19 protein-coding genes and 2 pseudogenes are annotated in these 22037 nt (G+C 70.8%); 13 read left to right on the top strand and 8 right to left on the bottom strand.

The features are described from left to right. Positions 1-122: 122 nt before the first annotated feature. On the bottom strand, positions 123-491 hold the full coding sequence (locus tag ACIBH4_RS03200; protein WP_362505344.1) for a hypothetical protein: 369 nt from the start codon (positions 489-491) through the stop codon (positions 123-125). Between the two features lie 393 nt (positions 492-884). Here ACIBH4_RS03200 and ACIBH4_RS03195 point away from each other — a divergent pair, with 393 nt between their 5' ends. The 5 genes from ACIBH4_RS03195 (at position 885) to ACIBH4_RS03175 (ending at position 8743) form a co-directional block, all read left to right on the top strand. Further along, complete coding sequence (locus tag ACIBH4_RS03195; protein WP_362505341.1) at positions 885-1874, top strand: LuxR C-terminal-related transcriptional regulator; 990 nt, start codon at positions 885-887, stop codon at positions 1872-1874. Positions 1875-2046: 172 nt separating this feature from the next. Beyond that, positions 2047-6135 carry a Pls/PosA family non-ribosomal peptide synthetase gene (locus ACIBH4_RS03190; RefSeq protein WP_362765455.1) on the top strand — a complete coding sequence of 1363 codons (4089 nt, stop codon included), beginning with the start codon at positions 2047-2049 and terminating at the stop codon, positions 6133-6135. 22 nt (positions 6136-6157) lie between these two features. Next, the gene (locus tag ACIBH4_RS03185; protein ID WP_362765452.1) at positions 6158-7450 is read left to right on the top strand and encodes a M1 family metallopeptidase; all 1293 of its coding nucleotides are present in this window, start codon (positions 6158-6160) and stop codon (positions 7448-7450) included. Between the two features lie 31 nt (positions 7451-7481). After that, entirely contained in the window at positions 7482-7898 is a 417-nt protein-coding gene (locus tag ACIBH4_RS03180) for a DUF2809 domain-containing protein (protein ID WP_362765450.1), read from the top strand. A gap of 35 nt (positions 7899-7933) precedes the next feature. Then, a complete protein-coding gene (locus ACIBH4_RS03175) occupies positions 7934-8743 on the top strand; it encodes a DNA-formamidopyrimidine glycosylase family protein (protein ID WP_362505329.1) in 810 nt (269 codons plus the stop codon). 107 nt (positions 8744-8850) lie between these two features. Here ACIBH4_RS03175 and ACIBH4_RS03170 read toward each other — a convergent pair whose 3' ends face one another. Beyond that, entirely contained in the window at positions 8851-9705 is an 855-nt protein-coding gene (locus ACIBH4_RS03170; protein ID WP_350943850.1) for a tryptophan 2,3-dioxygenase family protein, read from the bottom strand. Between the two features lie 149 nt (positions 9706-9854). Between ACIBH4_RS03170 and ACIBH4_RS03165 the strand changes: the two genes are divergently transcribed. Then, complete coding sequence (locus ACIBH4_RS03165) at positions 9855-10280, top strand: Lrp/AsnC family transcriptional regulator (protein WP_362506312.1); 426 nt, start codon at positions 9855-9857, stop codon at positions 10278-10280. A 264-nt stretch (positions 10281-10544) separates the two neighbouring features. On the opposite strand, the pseudogene tnpA (ACIBH4_RS03160) reads toward ACIBH4_RS03165, so the two are convergent. Next, positions 10545-10944, bottom strand: a pseudogene (gene tnpA / locus ACIBH4_RS03160) (IS200/IS605 family transposase). 55 nt (positions 10945-10999) lie between these two features. On the opposite strand from tnpA (ACIBH4_RS03160), the gene ACIBH4_RS03155 reads away from it, so the two are divergent. After that, positions 11000-12142 carry an RNA-guided endonuclease InsQ/TnpB family protein gene (locus ACIBH4_RS03155; RefSeq protein ID WP_399171359.1) on the top strand — a complete coding sequence of 381 codons (1143 nt, stop codon included), beginning with the start codon at positions 11000-11002 and terminating at the stop codon, positions 12140-12142. Positions 12143-12239: 97 nt separating this feature from the next. On the opposite strand, the gene ACIBH4_RS03150 is transcribed toward ACIBH4_RS03155, so the two are convergent. Then, positions 12240-13601, bottom strand: a complete 1362-nt coding sequence (locus ACIBH4_RS03150) for an alpha/beta hydrolase (protein ID WP_362505322.1) — start codon at positions 13599-13601, stop codon at positions 12240-12242. Between the two features lie 41 nt (positions 13602-13642). On the opposite strand from ACIBH4_RS03150, the pseudogene ACIBH4_RS03145 reads away from it, so the two are divergent. The 4 genes and pseudogenes from ACIBH4_RS03145 to ACIBH4_RS03130 all read left to right on the top strand — a co-directional run. Next, positions 13643-13828, top strand: a pseudogene (locus ACIBH4_RS03145) (hypothetical protein); the annotation flags it as partial. A gap of 314 nt (positions 13829-14142) precedes the next feature. Further along, positions 14143-14700: a GNAT family protein gene (locus ACIBH4_RS03140; protein ID WP_362505313.1), complete on the top strand. Its 558-nt coding sequence runs from the start codon at positions 14143-14145 to the stop codon at positions 14698-14700. 269 nt (positions 14701-14969) lie between these two features. Further along, on the top strand, positions 14970-15785 hold the full coding sequence (locus ACIBH4_RS03135) for a CbiX/SirB N-terminal domain-containing protein (protein ID WP_362763251.1): 816 nt from the start codon (positions 14970-14972) through the stop codon (positions 15783-15785). 111 nt (positions 15786-15896) lie between these two features. Beyond that, complete coding sequence (locus ACIBH4_RS03130) at positions 15897-16304, top strand: nitroreductase family deazaflavin-dependent oxidoreductase (protein WP_362505307.1); 408 nt, start codon at positions 15897-15899, stop codon at positions 16302-16304. 132 nt (positions 16305-16436) lie between these two features. Here the strand turns inward: ACIBH4_RS03130 and pgeF are convergent, their stop codons facing one another. The 3 genes from pgeF to tnpA (ACIBH4_RS03115) form a co-directional block, all read right to left on the bottom strand. After that, entirely contained in the window at positions 16437-17123 is a 687-nt protein-coding gene (pgeF, locus tag ACIBH4_RS03125) for a peptidoglycan editing factor PgeF (protein WP_362506306.1), read from the bottom strand. A gap of 132 nt (positions 17124-17255) precedes the next feature. After that, the gene (locus tag ACIBH4_RS03120; protein ID WP_362763254.1) at positions 17256-18440 is read right to left on the bottom strand and encodes a transposase; all 1185 of its coding nucleotides are present in this window, start codon (positions 18438-18440) and stop codon (positions 17256-17258) included. After that, on the bottom strand, positions 18433-18855 hold the full coding sequence (gene tnpA, locus ACIBH4_RS03115; protein ID WP_362505301.1) for an IS200/IS605 family transposase: 423 nt from the start codon (positions 18853-18855) through the stop codon (positions 18433-18435). Before tnpA (ACIBH4_RS03115) ends, ACIBH4_RS03120 begins: the two co-directional genes overlap by 8 nt. Positions 18856-19009: 154 nt before the next feature. Here tnpA (ACIBH4_RS03115) and ACIBH4_RS03110 point away from each other — a divergent pair, with 154 nt between their 5' ends. Beyond that, positions 19010-19375, top strand: a complete 366-nt coding sequence (locus ACIBH4_RS03110; RefSeq protein WP_362505298.1) for a PH domain-containing protein — start codon at positions 19010-19012, stop codon at positions 19373-19375. A gap of 104 nt (positions 19376-19479) precedes the next feature. Here the strand turns inward: ACIBH4_RS03110 and glgA are convergent, their stop codons facing one another. Next, positions 19480-20655 (bottom strand): glycogen synthase, encoded by a 1176-nt coding sequence (gene glgA, locus ACIBH4_RS03105; protein ID WP_362505295.1) that lies wholly within the window; start codon positions 20653-20655, stop codon positions 19480-19482. Positions 20656-20703: 48 nt separating this feature from the next. Here glgA and glgC point away from each other — a divergent pair, with 48 nt between their 5' ends. Beyond that, positions 20704-21930: a glucose-1-phosphate adenylyltransferase gene (gene glgC / locus ACIBH4_RS03100; protein WP_362505292.1), complete on the top strand. Its 1227-nt coding sequence runs from the start codon at positions 20704-20706 to the stop codon at positions 21928-21930. Positions 21931-22037: the final 107 nt, after the last annotated feature.

Genomic DNA, 22037 nt, shown 5'->3' with positions numbered 1-22037 from the left:
TCTCGGCGCCCTTTTTCTGTTTCACGGGTGATCTCCGAATTACGTTTCCGGATATTTCCCGCTTCGTTCTGACACTTTGATTCTTGAGCGATCGTGGTTGCTTGCGGAAGCCCTGGAGCCTGTCAGCGCGCTGCAATGGCAGGACGCTGACAGGCCTCCTCGTCGAAGGACTCAAGACGCCCGAGTGCGAGGTCGAGGTCGGTGCCGCAGGCCACCAGCGACCACCCGGAGAGTTCGGGCACGCTGCGGAGAGCACGCAGACACAGTCGGGCCGCGGCGCTCTCGGCCTCGTCGAGGGTGGGCCTGCGGATGAAGAGACCGAGATGGATTCCGGCGGGATGCTGCTCGCTGTAGATGTGCTCTATCCCGTCGGCGGACTCCGCCAGCACCAGAAGAAGGTGGCGGAGCTCACGCGCGGGCATCCACCCACCGTCCGGGGCCAGGTGGCCTTCGATCTGGGGGGCACGCAGGCGCGCGTTGATGAGATACATGAATCGACCGTGGTTCGCGCGCGGCGAATCCACCAGGTATTTCCCCTGTCAGGTCCATGGCGTGGCAGCATCATGCCAGCGCGCCCCGCTCCCGCGGCCCGATGCCGGCGGCCCCGCACGACGCCCCCGCAGACCCCGCGTCCCACCCCGGCAGGACCCCCGGACAGCGTCCCCGCAGGCCTCGCGCCCACCCCGGAAGGCCCTCGGAGGACACCCCGCCACACCCCGCGTCCGAAGGAGGATCCCAGCGGACCGGCACGCCCCGGCGGGGGCGGGGGCGATCGCGTAACCCGGTCATCACTGCGCCCGGCTACTTTTCAAGCTGTGATCGTCGTGGGTCCCGCCCACCGGATCGTGTCTCGGTCATGCTCGAACCGTGGAGGAGTCGTGCTCATGCTGCTTGGCATCGGGTCCGCCGAGGAAACCGTCTACCGCACCATTCTGGAGAACCCCTCCTTCGGGGTGACCGAGCTGAGCCTGGAGCTGGGATGGCCGGTCCACCGGATCCGCGCCACCCTGGACGAACTGGCCAAGTTGTCACTCCTGCGCCCCTCCTGGGAGGAGCCGGACGTGCTGCGCCTGGTCCGCCCGGAGGTGGGACTCTCCGCGCTGCTGGCCAGGGAGGAGGCCGCGCTGCTGGCCAAGCAGCAGGAGATCGAGCGGAGCCGGACGGCCGTCGCCCAGATGATCGCCGCCTACGGCGACCACCACCCGGCGCGCTCGGACGGCGACTCCGAGGCGCTCGTCGGCATCGACACGATCCGCGGCAGGATCGAGGAGCTGGTCGACGGGTGCCGGCAGGAACTACTCGGGTTCGAACCCAAGAGCGCCCAGACGCCGGAGAACATCCTGGCGAGCCGCCCGCTGGACGAGACCCTGCTCGACCGTGGCGTGACGATCCGCATCATCTACCCCGACAGTGTCCGCAACGACCAGGCGACCACCGGATACGCGGCCTGGCTCACCGGTAAAGGCGGCCAGGTCCGCACCACCCCCGGACTCCCGCTTCGCATGCTCATCTTCGACCGCCGAACGGCCCTGCTGCCTACGGACCCGGCCGACAGCAGCGTCGGAGCGGTTCTGCTGCGCGGGGCGGGCGTCGTCGCCGCCCTGGTCTCCCTGTTCGAGCAGACCTGGGGGACCGCCGGCCCTCTGGGCGAGGAGCGCATGCGCGACGAGAAGGGCCTCAGCGACCAGGAACGCGAGGTGCTCCGCCTGCTCTCGACGGGGTTGACCGACGAGGCGGTGGCCCGCAGGCTCGACGTCTCGGTGCGCACCCTGCGGCGCGTCACCGCCGAACTGATGGAACGGCTCGGGGCTCGCAGCCGGTTCCAGGCGGGGTGCCTCGCCGCGGCCAAGGGATGGCTGCCCTCCTGCCCGTGACGACGCGGGCCGCCCCCGACGTACGGTGATCACTCAGGCCTCGCGGCCATCTGGGTGAAATGTGCCCGAAAGGGAAGGTTCATGTGAGGTACGGCCCCACGGAGGAAATGCGTTAACCCCGTGCACGTAGGCTGTCCCGGGCCCACAGGGCGCGTACACATGGGGGAAGCCAGTGATTCCGTTACCGGTCGGCACCGGCATGCCGTCGCGAGCGCTCCTGCCCGGAGGGGCCGCGCCGCAGGTCAGGACGTTGCTGGACATCCTCGACCAGACCACGCGACGGCACCCCCACGCGCTCGCCCTGGACGACGGTAAGACCCGTCTCGACTACACCGGGCTGCGGGCCGAGGCGAACCGGATGGCCCTGGAGATGCGGGCGGCCGGGATCGGGCGCGGGGACCGGGTCGGGGTGCGGATTCCCTCGGGCACCGTCGGCCTGTACGTCGCGATCGTCGCCGTGCTCACCGCCGGGGCCGCCTATGTGCCGGTGGACGCCGACGACCCCGACGAGCGGGCCGACCTGGTCTTCGGCGAGGCGGGGGTCCGCGCCGTCATCGGCGACGGCGGGAAGATATCCCCCTACGGCGACCCGTACGAGCACCTGGACGCCTCCTCTGGTGACGCCGCGGCCGGCCGCGTCGGGCACCTCGGTGAGCTCTCCGGTGAACCCTCCGCCGAGCAGGGTGTCGAATGTGAGATTCACCACCTTCACGGCCCCGGGCACCTCGCGCCTGAGCCCCGGCGCACCGGCGGCTCCGAGCTCGACTACGCGGCCGAGCTGCACGGCGGGGGCCCGTACCACGGGCGCGGTGCAGACGCGACGGGCGGGAGAGCGGGCGAGGAGCGAAGGCGGGTCGGCGAGCGCCCCGGCCCCGAGGACGACGCGTGGATCATCTTCACCTCCGGCTCCACCGGCAGGCCCAAGGGGGTGGCGGTGACCCACCGCAGCGCCGCCGCGTTCGTGGACGCCGAGGCGCGGCTGTTTCTCGTGAAAGAGCCGATCGGCCCCGGTGACCGGGTGCTGGCGGGGCTGTCGGTGGCGTTCGACGCCTCCTGCGAGGAGATGTGGCTCGCCTGGCGTCACGGGGGTTGCCTGGTGGCGGCGCCGCGCGCGCTGGTGCGCACCGGCATGGACCTGGGGCCGTGGCTGCTGGACATGGGCATCACGGTGGTGTCGACCGTACCGACGCTGGCGGCGCTCTGGCCCGTCGAGACGCTCGACGACGTACGACTGCTGATCTTCGGTGGCGAGGCGTGTCCCCCGGAGCTGGCCGAACGGCTGGCCGTGCCGGGGCGCGAGGTGTGGAACACCTACGGTCCGACCGAGGCGACGGTGGTGGCGTGCGCGGCGCCGCTCACCGGGGAGGGCCCGGTGCGGATCGGGTTGCCGCTGACGGGCTGGGACCTCGCCGTCGTCGGCAAGGACGGCGAGCCGGTGGCCATGGGAGAGACCGGCGAGCTGGTCATCGGCGGGGTCGGGCTCGCCAGATACCTGGATCCGGTCAAGGACGCGGAGAAGTACGCGCCGCTCACCTCGCTCGGCTGGAAGCGCGCCTATCGCAGCGGCGACCTGGTGAGGGCGGAGCCGGAAGGGCTCATCTTCGTCGGGCGGGCCGACGAGCAGATCAAGCTCGGCGGGCGCAGGATCGAGCTGGGCGAGGTGGACGCGGCGCTGCAGGCGCTACCCGGGGTCGCCGGGGCGGCCTCGGCGGTCCGCACGACCGGCGGCGGACACCAGTTGCTCATCGGCTACGTCGTGCCCGGCGAGGAGTTCGACCGGCGGGACGCCGGAGACCGCCTCCGCCACTCCCTGCCCGCCGCGCTCGTCCCCAGGATCGCCATCGTGGACGAGCTCCCGACGCGCACCTCCGGGAAGATCGACAGGGACGCCCTGCCCTGGCCGCTGCCCGGCAGGCCGGGGACGGCGGAGACGCCGGACTCCGGCGTGCCTGACGTCGACCCGTGGGTGACCGAGTGCTGGACGGACATCCTGGGCGGCGTCGAGGGCGACTTCTTCGCCGAGGGCGGCACCAGCCTCGCGGCGGCGCGGCTGGTCTCGACCCTGCGGACCCGCTACCCGGCGGTCACCGTCGGCGACGTCTACGACCACCCGACGCTGGCCGGGCTCGGCAGGCACCTGTCGGCGCTCGACGCGCCGGAGATCGTGACCACCGACCGGATCGTCACGCCGATGCCGCGCCGCGCCGCGATCGCGCAGGCGGCGCTCACCGTGCCGCTGCTCAGCGTCGGCGCGCTGCGCTGGGTGGTGGCGCTCGCCGCGCTGAACAACCTGGCCGGATCTCCCTGGGCTCCTGCCGTCTCGTGGTGGTGGGTGCTCGCCGGCGCGCTGCTGTTCGTCAGCCCCGCCGGACGGATCGCGCTGGCCGCGGGCGGCGCCAGGCTGCTGCTGCGCGGCCTTGAGCCCGGCACGTACCCCAGGGGCGGCGGCACGCATCTGCGGCTGTGGTTCGCCGAGCGGCTCTCCGAGCGGCTCGGCGTGGGCGAGGTCTCCACCGCCCCGTGGCTCACCCACTACGCGCGGGCGCTCGGCGCCCAGGTCGGCGACGACGTGGACCTGCACTCGATGCCGCCGATCACCGGGATGCTCAAGCTGGGCAGGTACGCGGCCGTCGAGCCCGAGGTCGACCTCAACGGCTACTGGATCGACGGCGACCAGGTGCGTGTCGGCGAGATCAAGATCGGGGCCTCCGCCACGGTCGGCGCCCGCACCACCCTGTTCCCCGGCACGAAGATCGGCAAGAACGCCCAGGTGGCGCCCGGCTCAGCGGTGGCGGGCTCGGTGCCCTCCGGGGAGCGCTGGGCGGGTGTGCCCGCGAGCCGGACGGGCAAGGCCCGGCCCGCGGCCGTCGACCGCCCGCCGCGCTCGTGGCCCTGGGCGACGGCGTACGGGCTGTCCGCGCTGGTTCTGAGCCTCTTCCCGGTGATCGCCGCACTGCCGGGCCTCGCCATCCTGCTGCGCGACGGCGCCCCCTCCCTGCTCTCCGTCCTGTACGGGGTGCCGCTCGCCACCCTCGCCTCGGCGGCCACCCTCGCCCTGCTCACCGTGGCCTCGGTGCGGCTGCTCTCGGTCGGCCTGCACGCCGGGCAGCACCCGGTGCACAGCCGCCAGGCCTGGCAGGCGTGGGCGACGGGCCTGCTCATGTCGATGGCGCGGGTCTGGCTGTTCCCGCTGTACGCGAGCATGGTCACCCCCGCCTGGCTGCGCGCCCTGGGCATGAAGGTCGGCCGTGACGTGGAGCTGTCGACGGTGCTGGCCCTGCCGTCGATGACCTCGGTCGGCGACGGCGCCTTCCTCGCCGACGACACGATGGTCGCGCCGTACGAGCTGGAGGGCGGGCGGCTGCGGGTCGGCCACGTGCGGATCGGCAAGCGCGCGTTCCTCGGCAACTCGGGGATGACCGCGCCGGGGCGCAAGGTGCCCAAGGACGGGCTGGTCGCGGTGCTGTCCGCGACGCCGAAGAAGGCCAAGGCGGGCTCGTCGTACCTGGGGATGCCTCCGGTGGAACTGCGCAGGTCCGCCGAGGAGGGCGATCGGAGCCGTACCTACGACCCGCCGCCGAGGCTGAGGTTCGCCCGCGCCGCGGTCGAGGTGTGCCGCGTGGTGCCGGTGATGTGCACGGTCGCCGTGGCCGTGCTCGTCGCGGCGGCCGTGGAGTGGCTGGCCGGGGCGTACGGCTTCGCGGTGGCGGCGGCCCTGTCGGGCGTGGCGGTGCTGGGCGGCGGGGTGCTCGCCGCGGCGACGGCGACCGTCGCCAAGTGGGTCCTGGTGGGCAGGATCGCGGTGGGCGACCGGCCGCTGTGGAGCTCGTTCGTGTGGCGCAACGAGCTGGCCGACACCTTCGTGGAGGTGCTCGCCGCGCCCTGGTTCGCCCAGCGCTGGCTGGGGACGGCTCCGCTGAACCTGTGGCTGCGCTCCCTGGGGGCGCGGGTGGGCAGGGGCGTGTGGTGCGAGACCTACTGGCTGCCGGAGGTCGACCTGGTCAGCCTGGGTGACGGGGTGTCGGTCAACCGGGGGTGCGTGTTGCAGACGCACCTGTTCCACGACCGCGTGATGAGCATCGATACTGTCGTCATGCGGGACGGATCCACACTCGGCCCCCACGGGGTGGTCCTGCCCGCGGCGACGATCGGGGAGAACACCACGGTCGGACCGGCGTCCCTGGTGATGCGCGGTGAGTCCGTGCCCGCCGGGACCCGCTGGTTCGGCAACCCGATCGCGGCCTGGGCCCGGCGAGGATAGCGCGCGAACAGAGGAAGCCGGTGTGGCTTTGAGCACGACCTCCACCCTCCAGCTGTACTTCCCCATGCACGGCGACGACGGCTACCGGGTGGAGCACTACGACCTCACCCTCGACTACCGGGTGGGCCCCAACCGCCTGGGCGGGGTGGCCAGGATCTCCGCGGTGGCGCTGCGGCCGCTCACCCGGGTCGCCTTCGACCTCGGCGCCCTGCGGGTGAGCGGCGTGCTGGTCGACGGCGCGCCGGTGCGTTTCACCCACCGCGGCGGCAAGCTCCACCTGTCGCCCGCCGGGCTGCGCCCCGGCCGGTTCACCGTCGAGATCCGCTACGCGGGCACCCCCCGCCCTGTGAGCAGCCACTGGGGCGGGCTCGGCTGGGAGCAGCTCACCGACGGCGTCATCGTGGCCGGCCAGCCGATCGGGGCGCCCTCGTGGTTCCCGTGCAACGACCGGCCGGACGACAAGGCCACCTACCGGATCTCGGTCACCGCCGCCTCGGTGTACCAGGTGATCGCCAACGGGGAGCTCGTCTCCAAACGGCGGGCGGCCTCGACGACCACGTGGGTGTACGAGCAGGCCGAGCCGATGTCCTCCTACCTGGCGAGCGTGCAGATCGGCCGCTACCAGCAGGCCGAGGCCGGTCCGGGGACGCGGCTGGTCTTCCCCGCCGGATACGCCACGCGGGTGCGCCACGACTTCGGGCGCCAGGAGCGGATGATGGAGGTCTTCCGCGAGCGGTTCGGCCCCTACCCGTTCGGCTCCTACACCGTGGTGGTCGTGGACGACGAGCTGGAGATCCCGGTCGAGGCACAGGGTATGTCGATCTTCGGGGTGAACCACGTGGACGGCAAACGGGGCGAGGAGCGGCTGGTGGCGCACGAACTGGCCCATCAGTGGTTCGGCAACAGCCTCACGGTGGCCGACTGGAGCGGCATCTGGCTGCACGAGGGGTTCGCCTCGTACGCGGAGTGGATCTGGTCGGAGAGTTCCGGCGGCCTGTCCTCCGACGACCACGCGCACCGCTGGCACCGCCGCCTTTCGGCGCTCCCGCAGGACTTCACGCTGGCCGACCCGGGTCCCCGGCGGCTGTTCGACGACCGCGTCTACAAACGCGGCGCGCTCACCCTGCACGCGCTCCGGCGCACCGTCGGCGACGACTCCTTCTTCGCGCTGCTCAGGGAGTGGACGGCCGGGCACCGCCACGGGACCGTCACCACCGACGCCTTCACCGCGCTCGCCGCGCGCCGCACGACGCGGCCACTGGACGACCTGTTCGCCGGCTGGCTGCACGGCCGCCCCCTGCCCGCCCTCCCCTGACCTTCGTACATCGGACAACGCGATGGCCCTGATGGAAGATCCCTCCTCCCGCACGCGCCTGCTCGCCGCGCTCGCCGCCGTGGTGACCGTCGCCGCCGGGCTCACCGTCCGCGCGGTCACCGGCGGCTGGTTCGGCAAGTACGCGGGCGACGCCCTCTACACCGTGCTCGTCTACGCGCTGGTGGTGCTGGTGTGGCCCCGGATCACGCCGGTGCGGGCCGCGATCAGCGCGCTGGCGTTCAGCTGGGCGGTCGAGCTGGCCCAGCTGACGCCCGTTCCCGCCGCGCTCTCCGAGGTGAGCGTCGTGGCCAGGCTGGTGCTCGGCAGCACGTTCGGCGCGGCCGACCTCGTGGCGTACCCGGCCGGGGCCCTTCTCGCCGCGTCGGTCCACGCCCTGGCCCGGCGCCGTTCCCGGCGTCGGCGGGAACGGGCGTCCGCCGTGCCCTGAGCATCGCCGCGCGGATCGTATGATTCTCATCAATCATGCCTGAAGGACACACCATTCATCGCCTCGCCCGAGAGCATCGGCGGGCGTTCGGCGGACGGGCCGTGCACGCGGAGAGCCCCCAGGGGCGGTTCGCCGCCGGGGCCCTGCGGATCGACGGGCGGGTGCTCACCGAGGCCGACGCCCACGGCAAGCACCTGCTGCTGGGTTTCGACGACGAGCGGTGGCTCCACGTCCACCTGGGCATCTACGGCAAGTACGCCTTCGGCCCGGTCCCCGTGCCCGCCCCGACAGGGATGGTGCGCCTACGCCTGAGCAACACGGGCGAGTACGCCGACCTGCGCGGCCCCAACACCTGCGAGCTGCTCGACCCCGCGGGAAAGGCCGCGCTGCACGCCAGGCTCGGGCCGGACCCGCTGCGCGCGGACGCCGATCCGGAGATCGCCTGGCGGCGGATCAGCCGCAGTCGCGTCTCCGTCGGGGTCCTGCTGATGGACCAGTCGGTCGTCGCGGGGGTGGGCAACATCTACCGCGCCGAGGCGCTGTTCCGCCAGGGGGTCGACCCGTCACGGCCCGGCCGCGACCTCACCCACGGCCGGTGGGAGGCGATCTGGGCGGATCTGGTGCTTCTGATGGCCGACGGCGTCCGGGTGGGCCACATCGACACGGTCAGGCCCGAGCACACTCCGCAGGCGATGGGCCGCCCGCCCCGCGTCGACGGCCACGGCGGCGAGGTCTACGTCTACCGGCGCTCCGGCATGCCCTGCTTCCTGTGCGGCACCGAGATCCGCACGAAGGTGCTCGCCGGCCGCAATCTCTTCTGGTGCCCGGTCTGCCAGGTCGGCTGACCTCCTCCCCGGTGGGGAAGGGCGCCGAGCGGGCCGCTGACGAGCGCGGGCATCGGAGAGTCCGAAGGATCTCGGAGGATCCTCGGGGTGAGGCGCCGGGGATCGCCTCACATCAGGGTTCTGGCCGTCCAGAGTTCGGGGAAGATCTCCCGTCGCATGCTCCGCTCCAGCCAGCTCAGGCCGCTCGACCCGCCTGAGCCGGGCTTGGCGCCCATCGAGCGGCGCACCGCCATCAGGTGCCGGTAGCGCCATTCGGAGAACTGCTCGGCCAGGTCGGTCAGCGCCTCGGCCAGCGGGGCGAGCGGGCCGCCGTACACCTCGACCCAGACCGCCTCGACCTCGGGGACGGGCTCGTGCTCGGTGGCGAGGTCGCGATCGAGCACCGCACGGGGGACGGCGTGGCCCGCGCGGGCGAGGAAGGCGAGGACCGAGTCGTAGAGGCTCGGCCGGTGCAGGGCCTCCACGAGCTCCTCGTACGCCTCGGGGTTGCGGCGGTGCGGCCGGATGAGCGCCTCGGACTTGTTGCCGAGCAGGAACTCCACATGGCGGTAGAGGGCCGACTGGAAGCCGGACCCCTCGCCGAGCGCGTCGCGGAAGGAGTTGAACTGCGCGGGGGTCAGCCAGCTCAGCGCGGCCCAGGCGGCGTTGAGCGCCTCGAAGTGCCGTACGGTGCGCTTGATCGTCGAGATCGCGGCGTCGGCGTCGTCCTCGTCGAGCTGCCGCTGGGCGAGGTGCCACTCGGTGCGGAGCAGTCCGAAGTAGAGCTCCATCACCTGGGTGGTGACCAGGAACGGCAGTTCCTCGGGAACGTCGGTGAGGGTGCGCTGGATGCCGCGCAGTGCGGCGGTCCCCACGTAGTCGTCGTAGGGCGTGCCCTCTTCGAAGCCCAGCGTCGGCAGCCCCTCGTTGGCCTCGGCGCGCGCCTTACGGTCCTGCTCTGTGAGCTGCTTGATGCCGGTCATCACTCCTCCTCCGCCTGCGTACCTCCATGGTGGTCTGTATCGGTCTGTACGGAAATAATGGAAGAAAGGCGATTATTGGGCTGAGCCTTCGGAACGTAAGGCATCGGGCAGATCAAGTTACGACGTGACGGAGTGTGACCGTGGACGCGATGGATTGGGCGCTGCTGGCCGAGTTGCAGGACGACGCACGTCTGTCGTACAGCGAGCTCTCGCGCCGGGTGCACCTGTCCGCTCCGGCGGTGGCGGAGCGGGTGCGGCGGCTGGAGGAGACCGGGGTGATCACCGGCTACCACGCCCGGGTGGACGCGGCACTGGCCGGGCGCGGGGTGGCCGCACTGATCAGGATGTCGTGCTACGGGCCCCGCTGCGTGCTCCGCGACGAGCAGGCGCTCGCCTGGCCGGAGATCCTGGAGGTGCACCGGGTGACCGGTGACGCCTGCTGCCTGCTGCGGGTGGCCGCCTCCTCGATGACGGCCTTCGAGGAGATGATCGACCGGCTCGCCCCCTACGGCCACCCGTCGAGCATGATGGTGCTGTCCAGCCCGGTCCCCTGGCGCCCGCTCTCCTCGCTCTGACGGACCTCCGACGGGCCTCCGAGGGGTGGGCCTGGGTGGGTCCGCCAGGTCGGGCGACCCGGCTCGGTGGGCCTTCGCCGGACGGGCGCTCACCCTTCGGGGCGGGAATCGTTTCGAGGCCGGAATCGCGGGCCTTCTCCTGTCGAGGGACCTTTCAGCGGAATCTGGCGTGGAACCCCGGACGTTTACGCCCGGGAGGAAACGACAGCGCGGGAGGGCCTCCAGGCCCGAACGGTGCCGTGACGGCTGGTTCATGTGAGCAGATCAGTCCGGCCGTTTCTGGCTTTCGATGCACTCCTTGATGATCGACAGCGGGGCGCCGCCGCAGGAGGCGGCGACGTAGGACGGGGACCACAACTGCCCGCCCCACAGATATTGACGCACGTGCGGGCCGAACTCTTCGCGCAGCAGCCGGGCCGAGACGCCCTTGAAGGAGTTGACCAGGACCGACAGGGCCACTTCGGGCGGGTAGCCGACCAGCAAGTGCACATGATCGTGCTCGCCGTTGACCTCGGCCAGGACGGCGCCGACGTTGTCGCATACCTCGATCATGATGGCTTCACCGCGGTGCGGCATCTCGCCGGTGAACACTTTCCGCCGGTATGTGGGAGTGAAGACTAACTGCGCATGGAGGCTGTAGACGGGCGGTGCGGCCCCTGCGGATATCGGGTTCAGGTTTTCACGGCGGCGACAGGGGCCGATGGGTAGTGTGTGCGATTGTGAAACTGGTGGTGCGGGTGAAGCTCCTGCCAACGCCCGAGCAGGCGACAGCGTTGGAGGCGACCCTGCGCGCGGTCAACACGGCCGCCTGCCAGGTCTCCCGCCAAGCCCACGAGCAGCGCATATTTCGCAACTACGACCTGCGCAAGCACACCTACACGCAGATCAAGGACAGGTACGGGCTGGCCGCTCAGGCCGCGCAGCACGTCGTCAAGAAGGTCGCCGACGCCTACGCCACCCTGCACGCCAACCTCCGAGCCGGGAACCTGGGCAAGGTGGGCTCTGCCCGCCGGGCACGGGCCCAATCCACGCCGATCGTCTTTCGCGCCGACGCCGCCCAGCCGTTCGACGACCGCTGCCTGTCCTGGCAGATCGACGCGCGGACGGTGTCGATCTGGTCGGTGGCCGGCAGGCTGAAGAACCTTCAGTTCACCGCGTCCGCCCAGCAGCTCACGACCCTGTCGGCCCACCGCAGGGGCGAGTCCGATCTGGTCTACCGCGACGGCAGGTGGTTCCTGATCGCGACCTGCGAGGTGCCCACCCCCCGCGTCAAGGACCCCGGCGCCTTCCTGGGGGTGGATCTGGGCATCGTCAACCTCGCCACCACCAGCGACGGCACCCGTCACTGCGGCAAAGCGCTGAACGCGGTCAGGCACCGCCAGCGCGAGCTACGCCGCCGCCTGCAGTCCAAACGCACCAAGTCCGCCAAGCGGCTGCTCAAACGGCGCCGCCGCAAAGAAGCGCGGTTCGCCGCCAACACCAACCATGTCATCGCCAAGCAGATCGTGACCGAGGCAGAACGCACCGGCTCCGGCATCGCCCTGGAAGACCTCCAGGGCATCCGGGACCGGGTACGGCTTCGCAAGCCCCAGCGGGTCACGCTGCATTCCTGGAGCTTCCACCAACTAGGGAGCTTCATCGGCTACAAGGCGGCCCGGGCCGGGGTCGCCCTCATCCACGTCGATCCGGCTTTCACCTCCCAGCAGTGCTCGTCGTGTGGGCAGGTGGACCGCAAGAACCGGCTCGATCAAGCCTCTTTCTCGTGTACGTCGTGCGGCTTCGCTGAGCACGCGGACGTCAACGCAGCCCGCAACATCGCCGCACGCGGTGAGACGGGCTGGGCAGTGAGTCACGCTGCCTGACGCGGACCGGACCGTCGAAGCCATCGACGGCGAGGAGCTGCAAGCTCGGTCGTTCACGGCCGAGAAGCTGACGAGTCCTTCGATCGGTGGAAGCGCTTCAGGAGGGGGTTCGGTGCTCGGCGACCGCCCCGGCGGTGGCCCGCCAGATCGGTGAGGCGGGGTCGATGACGTCAAAATGATCGCCCGACATTTCGAGATATGTCACTTGATCGCCCGCCGCCTGGGCGGCTCGCGCGTAGCGGCGGCTGAAGTCCACCAGGTCCAGGTCGTCCCCGCCGCCCTGCACGATGAGCTGGGGCACTCCTACCGGAAGCCGTTCCAGCGGCCCCGAACTCCGATAGACGTCGGGCACCTCGGCGAGGGATCCGCCGAGCGCGGCGGCGACCGCGCCGGTGCCCGTGTGCCTGCGATCCCCCTCGGCCAGGTCGAGCACCCCCGCCAGGGAGACGGCCAGGGTGATCCGGTGGTCGTCGGCGGCGGCGCGCAGCGCGAGCTGTCCGCCCGCCGAGTGGCCGATCACCACGAGCGGGCCGTTCGCGCTCTCCGCCGCGAGGGCGACGCCCCGGGCGACGTCCTCGGTGGTCGCGTCCCAGCCGTGCAGGTCGGGGCGGCGGTACTCGAGGTTCCAGGCGACGAATCCGCGCTCGGCGAGGTCGACGGCGAGCGCGTCCATCAGGTCCGCGCCCCAGATCGAACGCCAGAAACCACCGTGCAGCAGCACCGCGGTGGGCACCTGTTCGCCGCTCTCCCCCGGCGCCGCGAGGGCCCGCCCGTCGATCCCGTCCGGCATCTCGTCCGGCGCCGCGGCGACGGGCGCCTGCCCCTCCGCCTCACCCGGCGGAACCGCGGACGCCTGCCCGGCGCTTCCGGGCGGCGACGTCGTGGCGAGGGCCTGCCCCCGCGCAGGATCGTCTCCGTACGGGGAGCGGACCTCCGCCCACTGGTCGGGGTGGTCACCGTAGGCGATCCTGCGCGCGGGCCGGCGCAGGCGATGGACGGCGTGCCTGATCGCCCAGGTCAGTCCCCAGATTCCCCGCCCGTGCATGTGGGTGCCCGACACGGTCCCCGCCGCCCTCGTGGCTCCGGTGGCGCCCACGCCACCGGCGGCCCCCGTGCCGCCCGTGGAGGCCGCGCCGTCCGCGGTCCCGGTGCCCGCCTCGGCCGTCGGAAGGGGCGCGTCGGCCTTCGCCGGGTGGGGCGTCATCGTCAGGTCGAGCCAGACCGCGTCGGGACGCTCGGAAGCCAGGCGGCGGGCCTCCGGATCCGGGCCCGGCAGGACGACCAGGACGTCCGAGGACTCCAGCACCGCCCGGAAGCCGGGCACGTCCGGGGTCGCCGACACCGTACCGGCGACCCCGAGCGCCGCGAACTCCCGGTCGGCCACCTCGGTGAGCAGGCGAAGATCCGCGACCACACCGGGGCCGATGAGCACGATCACATGCGGATTCGGAGGAAGCATCCGCTTATTGTGCCCCATTACACCCTGTTTACGGCTAGGGGATATATGCCGTTATCAGCATCTTCCTCTACGGTTCGGCCGCGGCCCCGGTCTTCAACAGACTCTTCTTCCCCACCTTCGAACCGCTCACCGGCACGCTGCTCGCGTTCCTCACCTACGCGATCGGATTCGTCGCGCGACCGCTCGGCGGCATCGTGTTCGGCCACTTCGGCGACCGGGCCGGGCGGGCCGGTGGCAGGGGACGGCCATCCCCGGCCACCGCCCTCCGGTGCCCTTCCCCCAAAAGGAGGATCGACATGTCCGTCGAAGACGGCGTCGCTCCCTGCGAAGTGAGGCGGACCTCCACGCGAAGCCGACCGCACGGGAGCCGGCCCGTGTCCGATTCCGGACACGGGCGAGACCGTGTCGCCTGAGTCGTGGCGCAGGAATCCTGGCCCTGGGCACACACGGAGCCATGCGTATAAGATCACTAAAATGATGGTATGTCCGCTTACCGGAAAGATCTCTAGCCGTGAGCGCTCCGAGACGTTAGCGTCTGCGCATGCGCCACGTTGAGATCTCGGGCAAGAGACTCCGGCTCAGGGAAATCACCATCGATGACGTGGACGCCCTGCACGCCGTATACGGTGACCCGACGGCCACCGAGCACCTGCCGTTCGACCCCCGCACGCGCGAGGAGGTCGAGGAAACGATCATCGAGGCGATCGACGCCTCGGAGGTCGAGCCTCGGCGTCTCTACGTGCTGGCGGTGACCGACCTCGACAACAGCGAGGCCTTCGGCGTCGCCCGGCTGCACATCGAGGCCGACCACCCGCACAGCGCGGAGATCGGCCTCGGGCTCCGTCCCGACCACTGGGGCCGGGGCATCGGCACCGACCTGATCCGGCTGATCCTGACGTTCGGCTTCCGCGATCTGCGCCTGCACCGCATCTGGGGCGCCCGCTCCCCCGCCAACACCGCCGCCCAACTCGCGATGCTGGTCGCCGGGATGGTCGAGGAGGGCAGGATCAGGCACCACGTACGAGCCCGCGGGGTCTGGCGCGACTCCATCGTGCACTCGGCGCTGGAGGACGAGTGGGAGGGGCACCGTGACGTCTGACCTGACGGGTTTCCCAGCCGAACACCGCCCACCCACCCACCATGAACCGGTCACTCGCCGACGCGCCGGTCGTGACCCGGTCGCACGCCGGACATGAGCCGACCGCGTACCGGCCGCGAGCAAAGCGCATACCGGCTGTGAGCTGGGCGCACGCCCGGTCACCAACCCGCCCGGAAGCCGGGTTCCCCACCCCTTTCCACAAATGTTGTGACGGAAATGCTGCCGTTTCCGGTCACGGGAAGTGTCAAATGCCCCTAGAGTCCGCGCATGTGAGCGAGAGTCCCATCCTCCCCGTACGAGGGCGCCCGGTACGGCCCTCCGGAAGGCACCGCAGGCCCGTGCCCTCCCAGCTCCCGCCCGAGGCCCCAGCACTCGTGCTGGCCGCGCTCGGCGACGCCTCCGGCACCGCCGCGGAGCTCGCGGCCCTCATCCGGGGGGACAATCCACAGATCCAGGTCCGACTGGCCGCGCTCGGCGAGGACGGCAAAGGACTGACCTCCGAACTGGAGGCGGCGGCGAGGGAGCGTCCCGAGGACGCGACGGCCGCCATCGTGGTTCCGCTGCTGACCGGCCCGCACCCGGTCGCCGACCAGTTGATCTCCGCGGCGGTCGCCTCCAGCAAGGTCCCGGTGACGGTCACCGCCCCCCTGGGGCCGCACCCGCTGCTTGCCGAGGCCCTGCACATCCGCCTGTCGGAGAGAAGCCTGGCGCGGGCCGACCGGATGCGGCTGCTCAACGTCTCCAGCCCGGTCGACGCGGTCATCCTTGCCACCGTCGGCGGCGAGATCGCGGCGGCGGAGGCACAGCCGACGGCGGTGCTGCTGGCCTCGCGGCTCACCCTGCCCGTCCTGGTCGCCTCCCTCGACAGCGCGCCCACCGTGGCGGACGCGGCCGGGCGGCTTCGCGGCATCGGCGCCCAGCGCATCGCCGTCTCCCCCTGCCTGCTGGGCCCTGAGGCGCCTTCAGGGCTCGCGAACGCGGCCGCGGAGGAGATCGGGGCCGAGTGCGCCGAGGTCCTCGGCGCGCACGATCTGATCGCGGACCTGGCCGCCCGCGCCTACGGAAGCATCCTGTCGGCGGATTGATCGACCCGGTGTGATGGATTCCCTCTGTCGATTATTGACCCGCGCAATCGTCAGAGGGAATAGATCACACTGTCGGGCATCGACCCGCGCAATCGTCAGAGGGGATAGATCATGCTGTTCGGAAAAGAGCATGTGGCGAGATATCAGGCGACCGACGGCGCCGAGGGACACGAGTGGCAGGGCACCACGACCCTGATCCTCACCACCGTCGGCCGCAGGTCCGGCGAGCGGCGCTCCACCCCGCTCATCTACCAGCGCCACGGCGACGACCTCCTCGTGGTCGCCTCCAAGGGGGGCGCCGACGATCCGCCGCTGTGGTACCTCAACCTCCAGGCGGACCCCGAGGTCGAGGTCCAGGTGCTGGGCGACCGGTTCAAGGCCAGGGCACGCACCGCCACCCCGGAGGAGAAACCGGAGATGTGGTCGATCATGGCCGCGGCCTGGCCCGCCTACGACGACTACCAGACGAAGACCGAGAGGGAGATCCCGGTGGTCGTGCTGGAGCGCGCCGCGTCGTGATCGACACCGCGTGACCGGGGAGGGCCGGGCGGGGCCCGTAGGCGACCGCGACCGGAGGGGACCGGGCAGGTCCCTAGGCGACCGGGACCGGCCTTCCCTCCGTACGCGGGCCAGGACCGGGGTGAGGGCTGGTCAGGGCTCCAGCCAGACGTAGCCCGCGAACCTGCCGGTCGTCCCCTCCCCGCGATGGGAGAACAGGTCAGGGCTCTCGATGGTGCAGCGGGTGTCGTGGGTGATCTCCCCGACGCCCGCCTTGCCCAGCTGCGAGGTGATCGCGGCCCGCAGGTCGAGGGCCGGGGTGTCCTGGCGGGTGATCGACCACGCCTCGGGAAGCATCACCGCGACCTCCTCACGCATGTCCGCGGGGACCTCGTAGCAGGTGCCGCAGGCCATCGGGCCGATCAGCGCGGTCATCCTCGCCGGGTCCGCTCCGCGCCCGGCCATCTCCTCGACCAGGGCCGTGACGACGCCGGACATGGTGCCGACCCGGCCCGAGTGCGCGGCGCCGACCAGTCCGGCCTCCGGCTCGGCCAGCAGGACGGGCGCGCAGTCGGCGCAGAGCGCGGCCAGGCCGAGGCCGGGCACGTCGGTACAGACCCCGTCCAGCGGCGGCGGGTCGTCGCCGAAGGGCTCTCTGACATAACGGACGTCGGCGCTGTGGACCTGCCGCATGAACACGACCCGCTCCAGGCCGAACTCAGCGGCCGTCCTGGCTCTGTTCTCCGCGACCGCGTCCGGCTCGTCGCCGCACATGCCTCCCAGGTTGCGGCTGCGGTACGGACCGGCGCTGACACCACCGTGACGATCGGTGATCCTCATCTGAAAGTTCACCCGCCGACCTTACCCGCCCAGGAACCTGCCCCCCGGGACGTTCGTTTCACAGAGACACAGATCCCCCTACAGATTGCGAACGTCGTGACTCCTCCGCTTCCTGAAGGGAGCGGCTTCTCGTTAAGCCGCTTGCGCGACATCGCGAAGGGCAAGCCCTGCCCTGAGGATGCTGATCGCCGCGTTCACGTCGGCGTGCGCGACGTGTGCGCACCGCTGACAGCGGAACTCGGCTTGGGTGGGGCGGTTCTCCTTCGCAACGTGGCCGCAGGCGGCGCACGTGCGGGAGGTGTTGGCGGGGTTCACCGTGATCACTTCTCGACCGGCGCTTTCAGCCTTGTCCGCGAGGATCGTCAGGAACACCCCCCAACCCGCGTCGAGAATCGAACGGTTGAGGCCGGACTTCTGGGCGACGTTACGGCCGGGCGCCTCGACGGTGCCGGACGCCGAGCGGGTCAGGTTCGCGATCCGCAGGTCCTCGCAGGCGATGACGTCGTGGTCGCGGACCAGCGCGAGTGCGGCCTTGTGCGCGCCGTCGAGGCGTTGACGACGGACCTTGCCGTGCAGGGCGGCGACCCGCGCCACCGCTTTGCGGCGCCGGTTGGAGCCGCGCTTCTTCCTGGCGAGGTCGCGTTGGGCGGCAGCGAGGCGGTCGGCGGACGCGGCCAGGTGACGAGGGTTGTCCAGGTGCTCGCCGTCGCTGGTGGTGACGAGCGAGGCGACGCCCAGGTCGATTCCGACGGCCGTGCCGGTCGTGGGAAGCGGTTCGGCGGGTACGTCATCACACGACAAGATCACGTACCAGCGCGAACCTTCCCGCTTGACGCCGATCGTCTTGACGATGCCGCGCATGGCGCGGTGCTGGTGAACGCGGACATGCCCGACGCCCTGGAGGCGGAGGTAGGTGGCGGTGGGGTGTTCGGGCTGGGAGTCCCACCGGCAACCGTCGCCGTCCTTCGGCCATTCGACGCTGTCGAACCGCCCCCGGCCCTTGAAGCGGGGAAAGCCCGGCGTGCGCCCGGCCTTGACGCGGGCGAAGAACGCGGCGAACGCCTTGTCCAGGCGGCGCAGGGTGGCCTGCTGGGAGGAGAACGACCACCGGCCCTGGCCGCCCGCGTCGGTGGCGCGGATGTGCTTGAGGTCGGCCGACTGGTCGCCGTACTTGATGCTCACGCCCGCCATGCGGTACGCGGTGCGGCGGTGCTCCAGCGCGGCGTTGTACAGAGCGCGGTGATCGTCCAGGCAGGCGGTCAGCGCGACCTGCTGGTGGGCGGTCGGACGCAGCAGGAACTTCAACGAGCTACGCACGAGCCCCCCCACCGGTGGGGACGCGCTCGTATCGGGTCTCGATGTAGCGCTGCACGGTATCGGCGGACACCGCGCCGGTCGTGGCCACGAAGTACGACCGTGACCACAGCGTCGGCAGTTGGGAGCGCAGGTGCGGAAACTCGGCACGCAGGTGGTGGGAGGTGAAGCCCTTGAACTGATTGGCCACATGCGACGGAGAGTTCTTCGGGTGCGGCTTGACGAACAGGTGTACGTGGTCGGGCATCACCTCAAGCGCCACGATCTCCCGTCCGTGCTCGTCGGCCTTGGCGCGAATCAATTCCTCAAGGAGGTCCTTGACCCGCCCGCCCAGGACCGGGCGGCGGTACTTCGGGCACCACACCACGTGGTATCCGAGGTCGTACGCCGCGCCGGGGGTGCGCACTTGACGGGTCACACGATCACTATGACAGTGCCGTCCATCTAACGTGCGACGATCGGAGATCCCCCATGCGCAGACCTGACCGGCCAGGGCACGCTCGGGCCTTGACGGCCCTCCCGCTCCCGATTCCCCCGTCACCTAAAGGCGACGGCCCCCTAAGGAGGATCTGATGGCTCAGGTTGTGTACGACCGCAAGGAGCAGTACCAGCAGATCGAGAGCGGCCTCATGCCCGGCGAGCAGATCATCGCCGTCTACGACGCCATCGGTACCGGCACCGGTTTCCTGGGGCTCACCGACAAGCGGGTGATCGTGCAGGACAAGTCGTTCGTCGGCAAGAAGATCGCCATCACGAGCATCCCCTACAACAAGGTCTCCGCGGTGAGCGTGGTGAGCAACAAGTCGATCGCGGGCTCGTTCTTCTCCTCGGGGGCCATCGCGATCCACGTGGGCACCCACACCTACGAGGTGGAGTTCCGGGGCGACAACAAGGCGCACCACGTGCACAACGTGATCCTGCACTTCATCACCGCCTAGGACCCCACCTCGTCACCGCCGGAGACCACCGGGGAACCACCGCGGGAGACCACCGCCGTAGGCCCCGCCTCGCGAGAGACCGTCACCCGGCGGAGGCCGGCAACCTACCGGCGGGCGACCTGCCGGTAGAGCTCCATCGTCCGCTCGGCGATGCGCTCCCAGGAGAAGTGCTCCACCGCGCGGATCCTTCCCGCCTCGCCCATCCGGGTGGCGAGGGCTGGATCGGCGAGCAGCCGGTTGACGCGCTCGGCGAGGTCGGCGGCGAAGGCGTCGGGGTCGTGCGGGGTGCCGTCGGCGGCCTGGTCGATCGGGACCAGCAGGCCGGTCGAGCCGTCGGCCACGACCTCGGGGATGCCGCCGGTCGCGGTGGCCACGACGGCGGTCTCGCAGGCCATCGCCTCCAGGTTGACGATGCCCATCGGCTCGTAGACGGAGGGGCAGACGAACACGGTGGCGTGGGTGAGGATCTGGATCACCTCGGGGCGGGGAAGCATCTCCGAGATCCACACGACGCCCTCGCGGTCGAGCCCGCGCACGAGCGCGGTCACCTCGGCGGCGATCTCGGGCGTGTCAGGGGCTCCCGCGCAGAGCACCAGCTGGGCGTCGGGGTGGAAGTCGCGTGCCGCGTGGAGGAGGTGGACGAGGCCCTTCTGCCGGGTGATGCGGCCCACGAAGACGACGTAGGGCCTGCTCGGGTCGATGCCGTGCCGTTCCAGGACGTCGGTGTCCCGGTCGGGGGCGTACTCGCCGGTGTCGATCCCGTTGTGGATCACTGTGACCCTCTCCGGCGAAATCTCCGGATAGCTCGCCAGCACGTCGCGGCGCATCCCCTCGGAGACCGCGACGATCGCGTCGGCGCTCGCCAGCGCGCCGCGCTCGGCCCACGATGACAGCGTGTAACCGCCGCCCAGCTGCTCGGCCTTCCACGGCCGCAGCGGCTCCAGGCTGTGCGTGGTCACCACGTGAGGCGTCCCGTACAGCATCTTGGCGACGTGGCCGGCAAAGTTGGCGTACCAGGTGTGGCTGTGTACCAGGTCGGCGCCCTCACACCCGGCGGCCATCTCCAGGTCGACGCCGAGCACCTGCAGCGCTGCGTTGGCCGTCTCCAGCCCGCCGGGCACCCGGTAGGCCGCGACGCCCTCCTCCGGTCGTGGTGCTCCGAAGCAGCGGACCCGGGTGTCGGCGAGCCTGCGCAACTCCCGGGCGAGGTATTCGACGTGAACTCCCGCCCCTCCGTAGACGTCGGGGGGGTATTCACGGGTCAGCAGATCCACTCGCATGCGATCAGCCTAGTGTTTCATCCCTGTTCATCAGGTTAAGGTCCACCTATGAGAGTCCTCGCGATCGTGCTCGCCGGTGGAGAAGGTAAGAGGCTCATGCCTCTGACAGCTGATCGAGCGAAGCCTGCGGTGCCTTTCGGGGGGATATACCGGCTCGTCGACTTCGTACTGTCCAATCTCGCCAACGGCCACTACCTCCAGATCGTTGTGCTGACGCAGTACAAGAACCACAGTCTCGACCGGCACATCTCCCGGACATGGCGCCTGTCGGCGATGCTCGGCAACTACGTCACACCGGTCCCCGCCCAGCAGCGCCTCGGGCCGCACTGGTTCTCCGGTTCCGCCGACGCGCTGTTCCAGAACCTGAACCTCATCTACGACGAGATGCCCGACCACGTCATCGTGTTCGGCGCCGACCACATCTACCGCATGGACCCGCAGCAGATGGTGCGGCAGCACATCGAGAGCGGTGCCGAGGTGACCGTGGCCGCGATCCGGCAGCCGCTCTCGCTCGCCGACCAGTTCGGGGTCATCGAGACCGACCCCGCCGGGCGCAAGATCACGGCCTTCCGCGAGAAGCCGAAGGACGCGGTGGGCCTGCCCGACGCGCCCGACCAGGTCTACGCCTCGATGGGCAACTACGTCTTCAAGACCCAGTCGATGATCGACGCGCTGAGGGAGGACGCGCTCGACCCGACCAGCAAGCACGACCTGGGCGGCAACATCATCCCGATGATGGTGAAGTCGGGCAGCGCGGAGGTGTACGACTTCGCCGACAACATCGTGCCCGGCTCCACCGAGCGCGACCGGGGCTACTGGAGGGACGTCGGAACGCTCGACGCCTACTACGAGGCCCACATGGACCTCATCTCGGCGCATCCGGTCTTCAACCTCTACAACAGCAGCTGGCCCATCTACACCGGCCACGATCCGCTCCCCCCGGCCAAGTTCGTGCACAACGACGGCGACCGGGTGGGCAGGGCGATCGACTCCCTCGTCTCCGCGGGCGCGATCGTCTCCGGCGGGCTCGCCGAGCGTTCCATCCTCTCCCCCGGCGTGGTGCTGCACTCCCACTCCCAGGTCGAGGACTCGGTCCTGATGGGCAACGTGAAGGTGGGCCGCGGCGCCATCGTCCGCAAGGCCATCGTCGACAAGAACGTGATCATCCCGGACGGCGCCAGGATCGGCTTCGACCTGGAGTACGACCGCAGCCGCTTCGCGGTGACCAACGGCGGCATCGTCGTCATCGGCAAGAACGAGATCGTCGAGCGCTGACCCCCGCCCCTCTCGCCGGACACCGAACGTCGGCGGCCTCGCCGAGGCCACCGACGCCGTGCGGGCGCACATGGTGGCCCTCGTCCGCGAGTCGGCCGCCGGAGCGG

It is taken from the genome of Streptosporangium sp. NPDC050284 (assembly GCF_044459525.1).
In the GTDB taxonomy this organism is placed as follows: domain Bacteria; phylum Actinomycetota; class Actinomycetes; order Streptosporangiales; family Streptosporangiaceae; genus Streptosporangium.
Note: the sequence above shows the minus strand (reverse complement) of the source record. Positions and strands in the feature narration are given on the sequence as shown.

What these genes read in the sequence shown, in the direction of transcription:
- ACIBH4_RS03200 (WP_362505344.1), bottom strand. Translation starts at nt 491, where the DNA reads ATGTATCTCATCAACGCGCGCCTGCGTGCCCCCCAGATCGAAGGCCAC.
- ACIBH4_RS03195 (WP_362505341.1), top strand. Translation starts at nt 885, where the DNA reads ATGCTGCTTGGCATCGGGTCCGCCGAGGAAACCGTCTACCGCACCATT.
- ACIBH4_RS03180 (WP_362765450.1), top strand. Translation starts at nt 7,482, where the DNA reads ATGGAAGATCCCTCCTCCCGCACGCGCCTGCTCGCCGCGCTCGCCGCC.
- ACIBH4_RS03175 (WP_362505329.1), top strand. Translation starts at nt 7,934, where the DNA reads ATGCCTGAAGGACACACCATTCATCGCCTCGCCCGAGAGCATCGGCGG.
- ACIBH4_RS03170 (WP_350943850.1), bottom strand. Translation starts at nt 9,705, where the DNA reads ATGACCGGCATCAAGCAGCTCACAGAGCAGGACCGTAAGGCGCGCGCC.
- ACIBH4_RS03165 (WP_362506312.1), top strand. Translation starts at nt 9,855, where the DNA reads ATGGATTGGGCGCTGCTGGCCGAGTTGCAGGACGACGCACGTCTGTCG.
- ACIBH4_RS03150 (WP_362505322.1), bottom strand. Translation starts at nt 13,601, where the DNA reads ATGCTTCCTCCGAATCCGCATGTGATCGTGCTCATCGGCCCCGGTGTG.
- ACIBH4_RS03140 (WP_362505313.1), top strand. Translation starts at nt 14,143, where the DNA reads ATGCGCCACGTTGAGATCTCGGGCAAGAGACTCCGGCTCAGGGAAATC.
- ACIBH4_RS03130 (WP_362505307.1), top strand. Translation starts at nt 15,897, where the DNA reads ATGCTGTTCGGAAAAGAGCATGTGGCGAGATATCAGGCGACCGACGGC.
- pgeF (WP_362506306.1), bottom strand. Translation starts at nt 17,123, where the DNA reads ATGAGGATCACCGATCGTCACGGTGGTGTCAGCGCCGGTCCGTACCGC.
- ACIBH4_RS03110 (WP_362505298.1), top strand. Translation starts at nt 19,010, where the DNA reads ATGGCTCAGGTTGTGTACGACCGCAAGGAGCAGTACCAGCAGATCGAG.
- glgA (WP_362505295.1), bottom strand. Translation starts at nt 20,655, where the DNA reads ATGCGAGTGGATCTGCTGACCCGTGAATACCCCCCCGACGTCTACGGA.
- glgC (WP_362505292.1), top strand. Translation starts at nt 20,704, where the DNA reads ATGAGAGTCCTCGCGATCGTGCTCGCCGGTGGAGAAGGTAAGAGGCTC.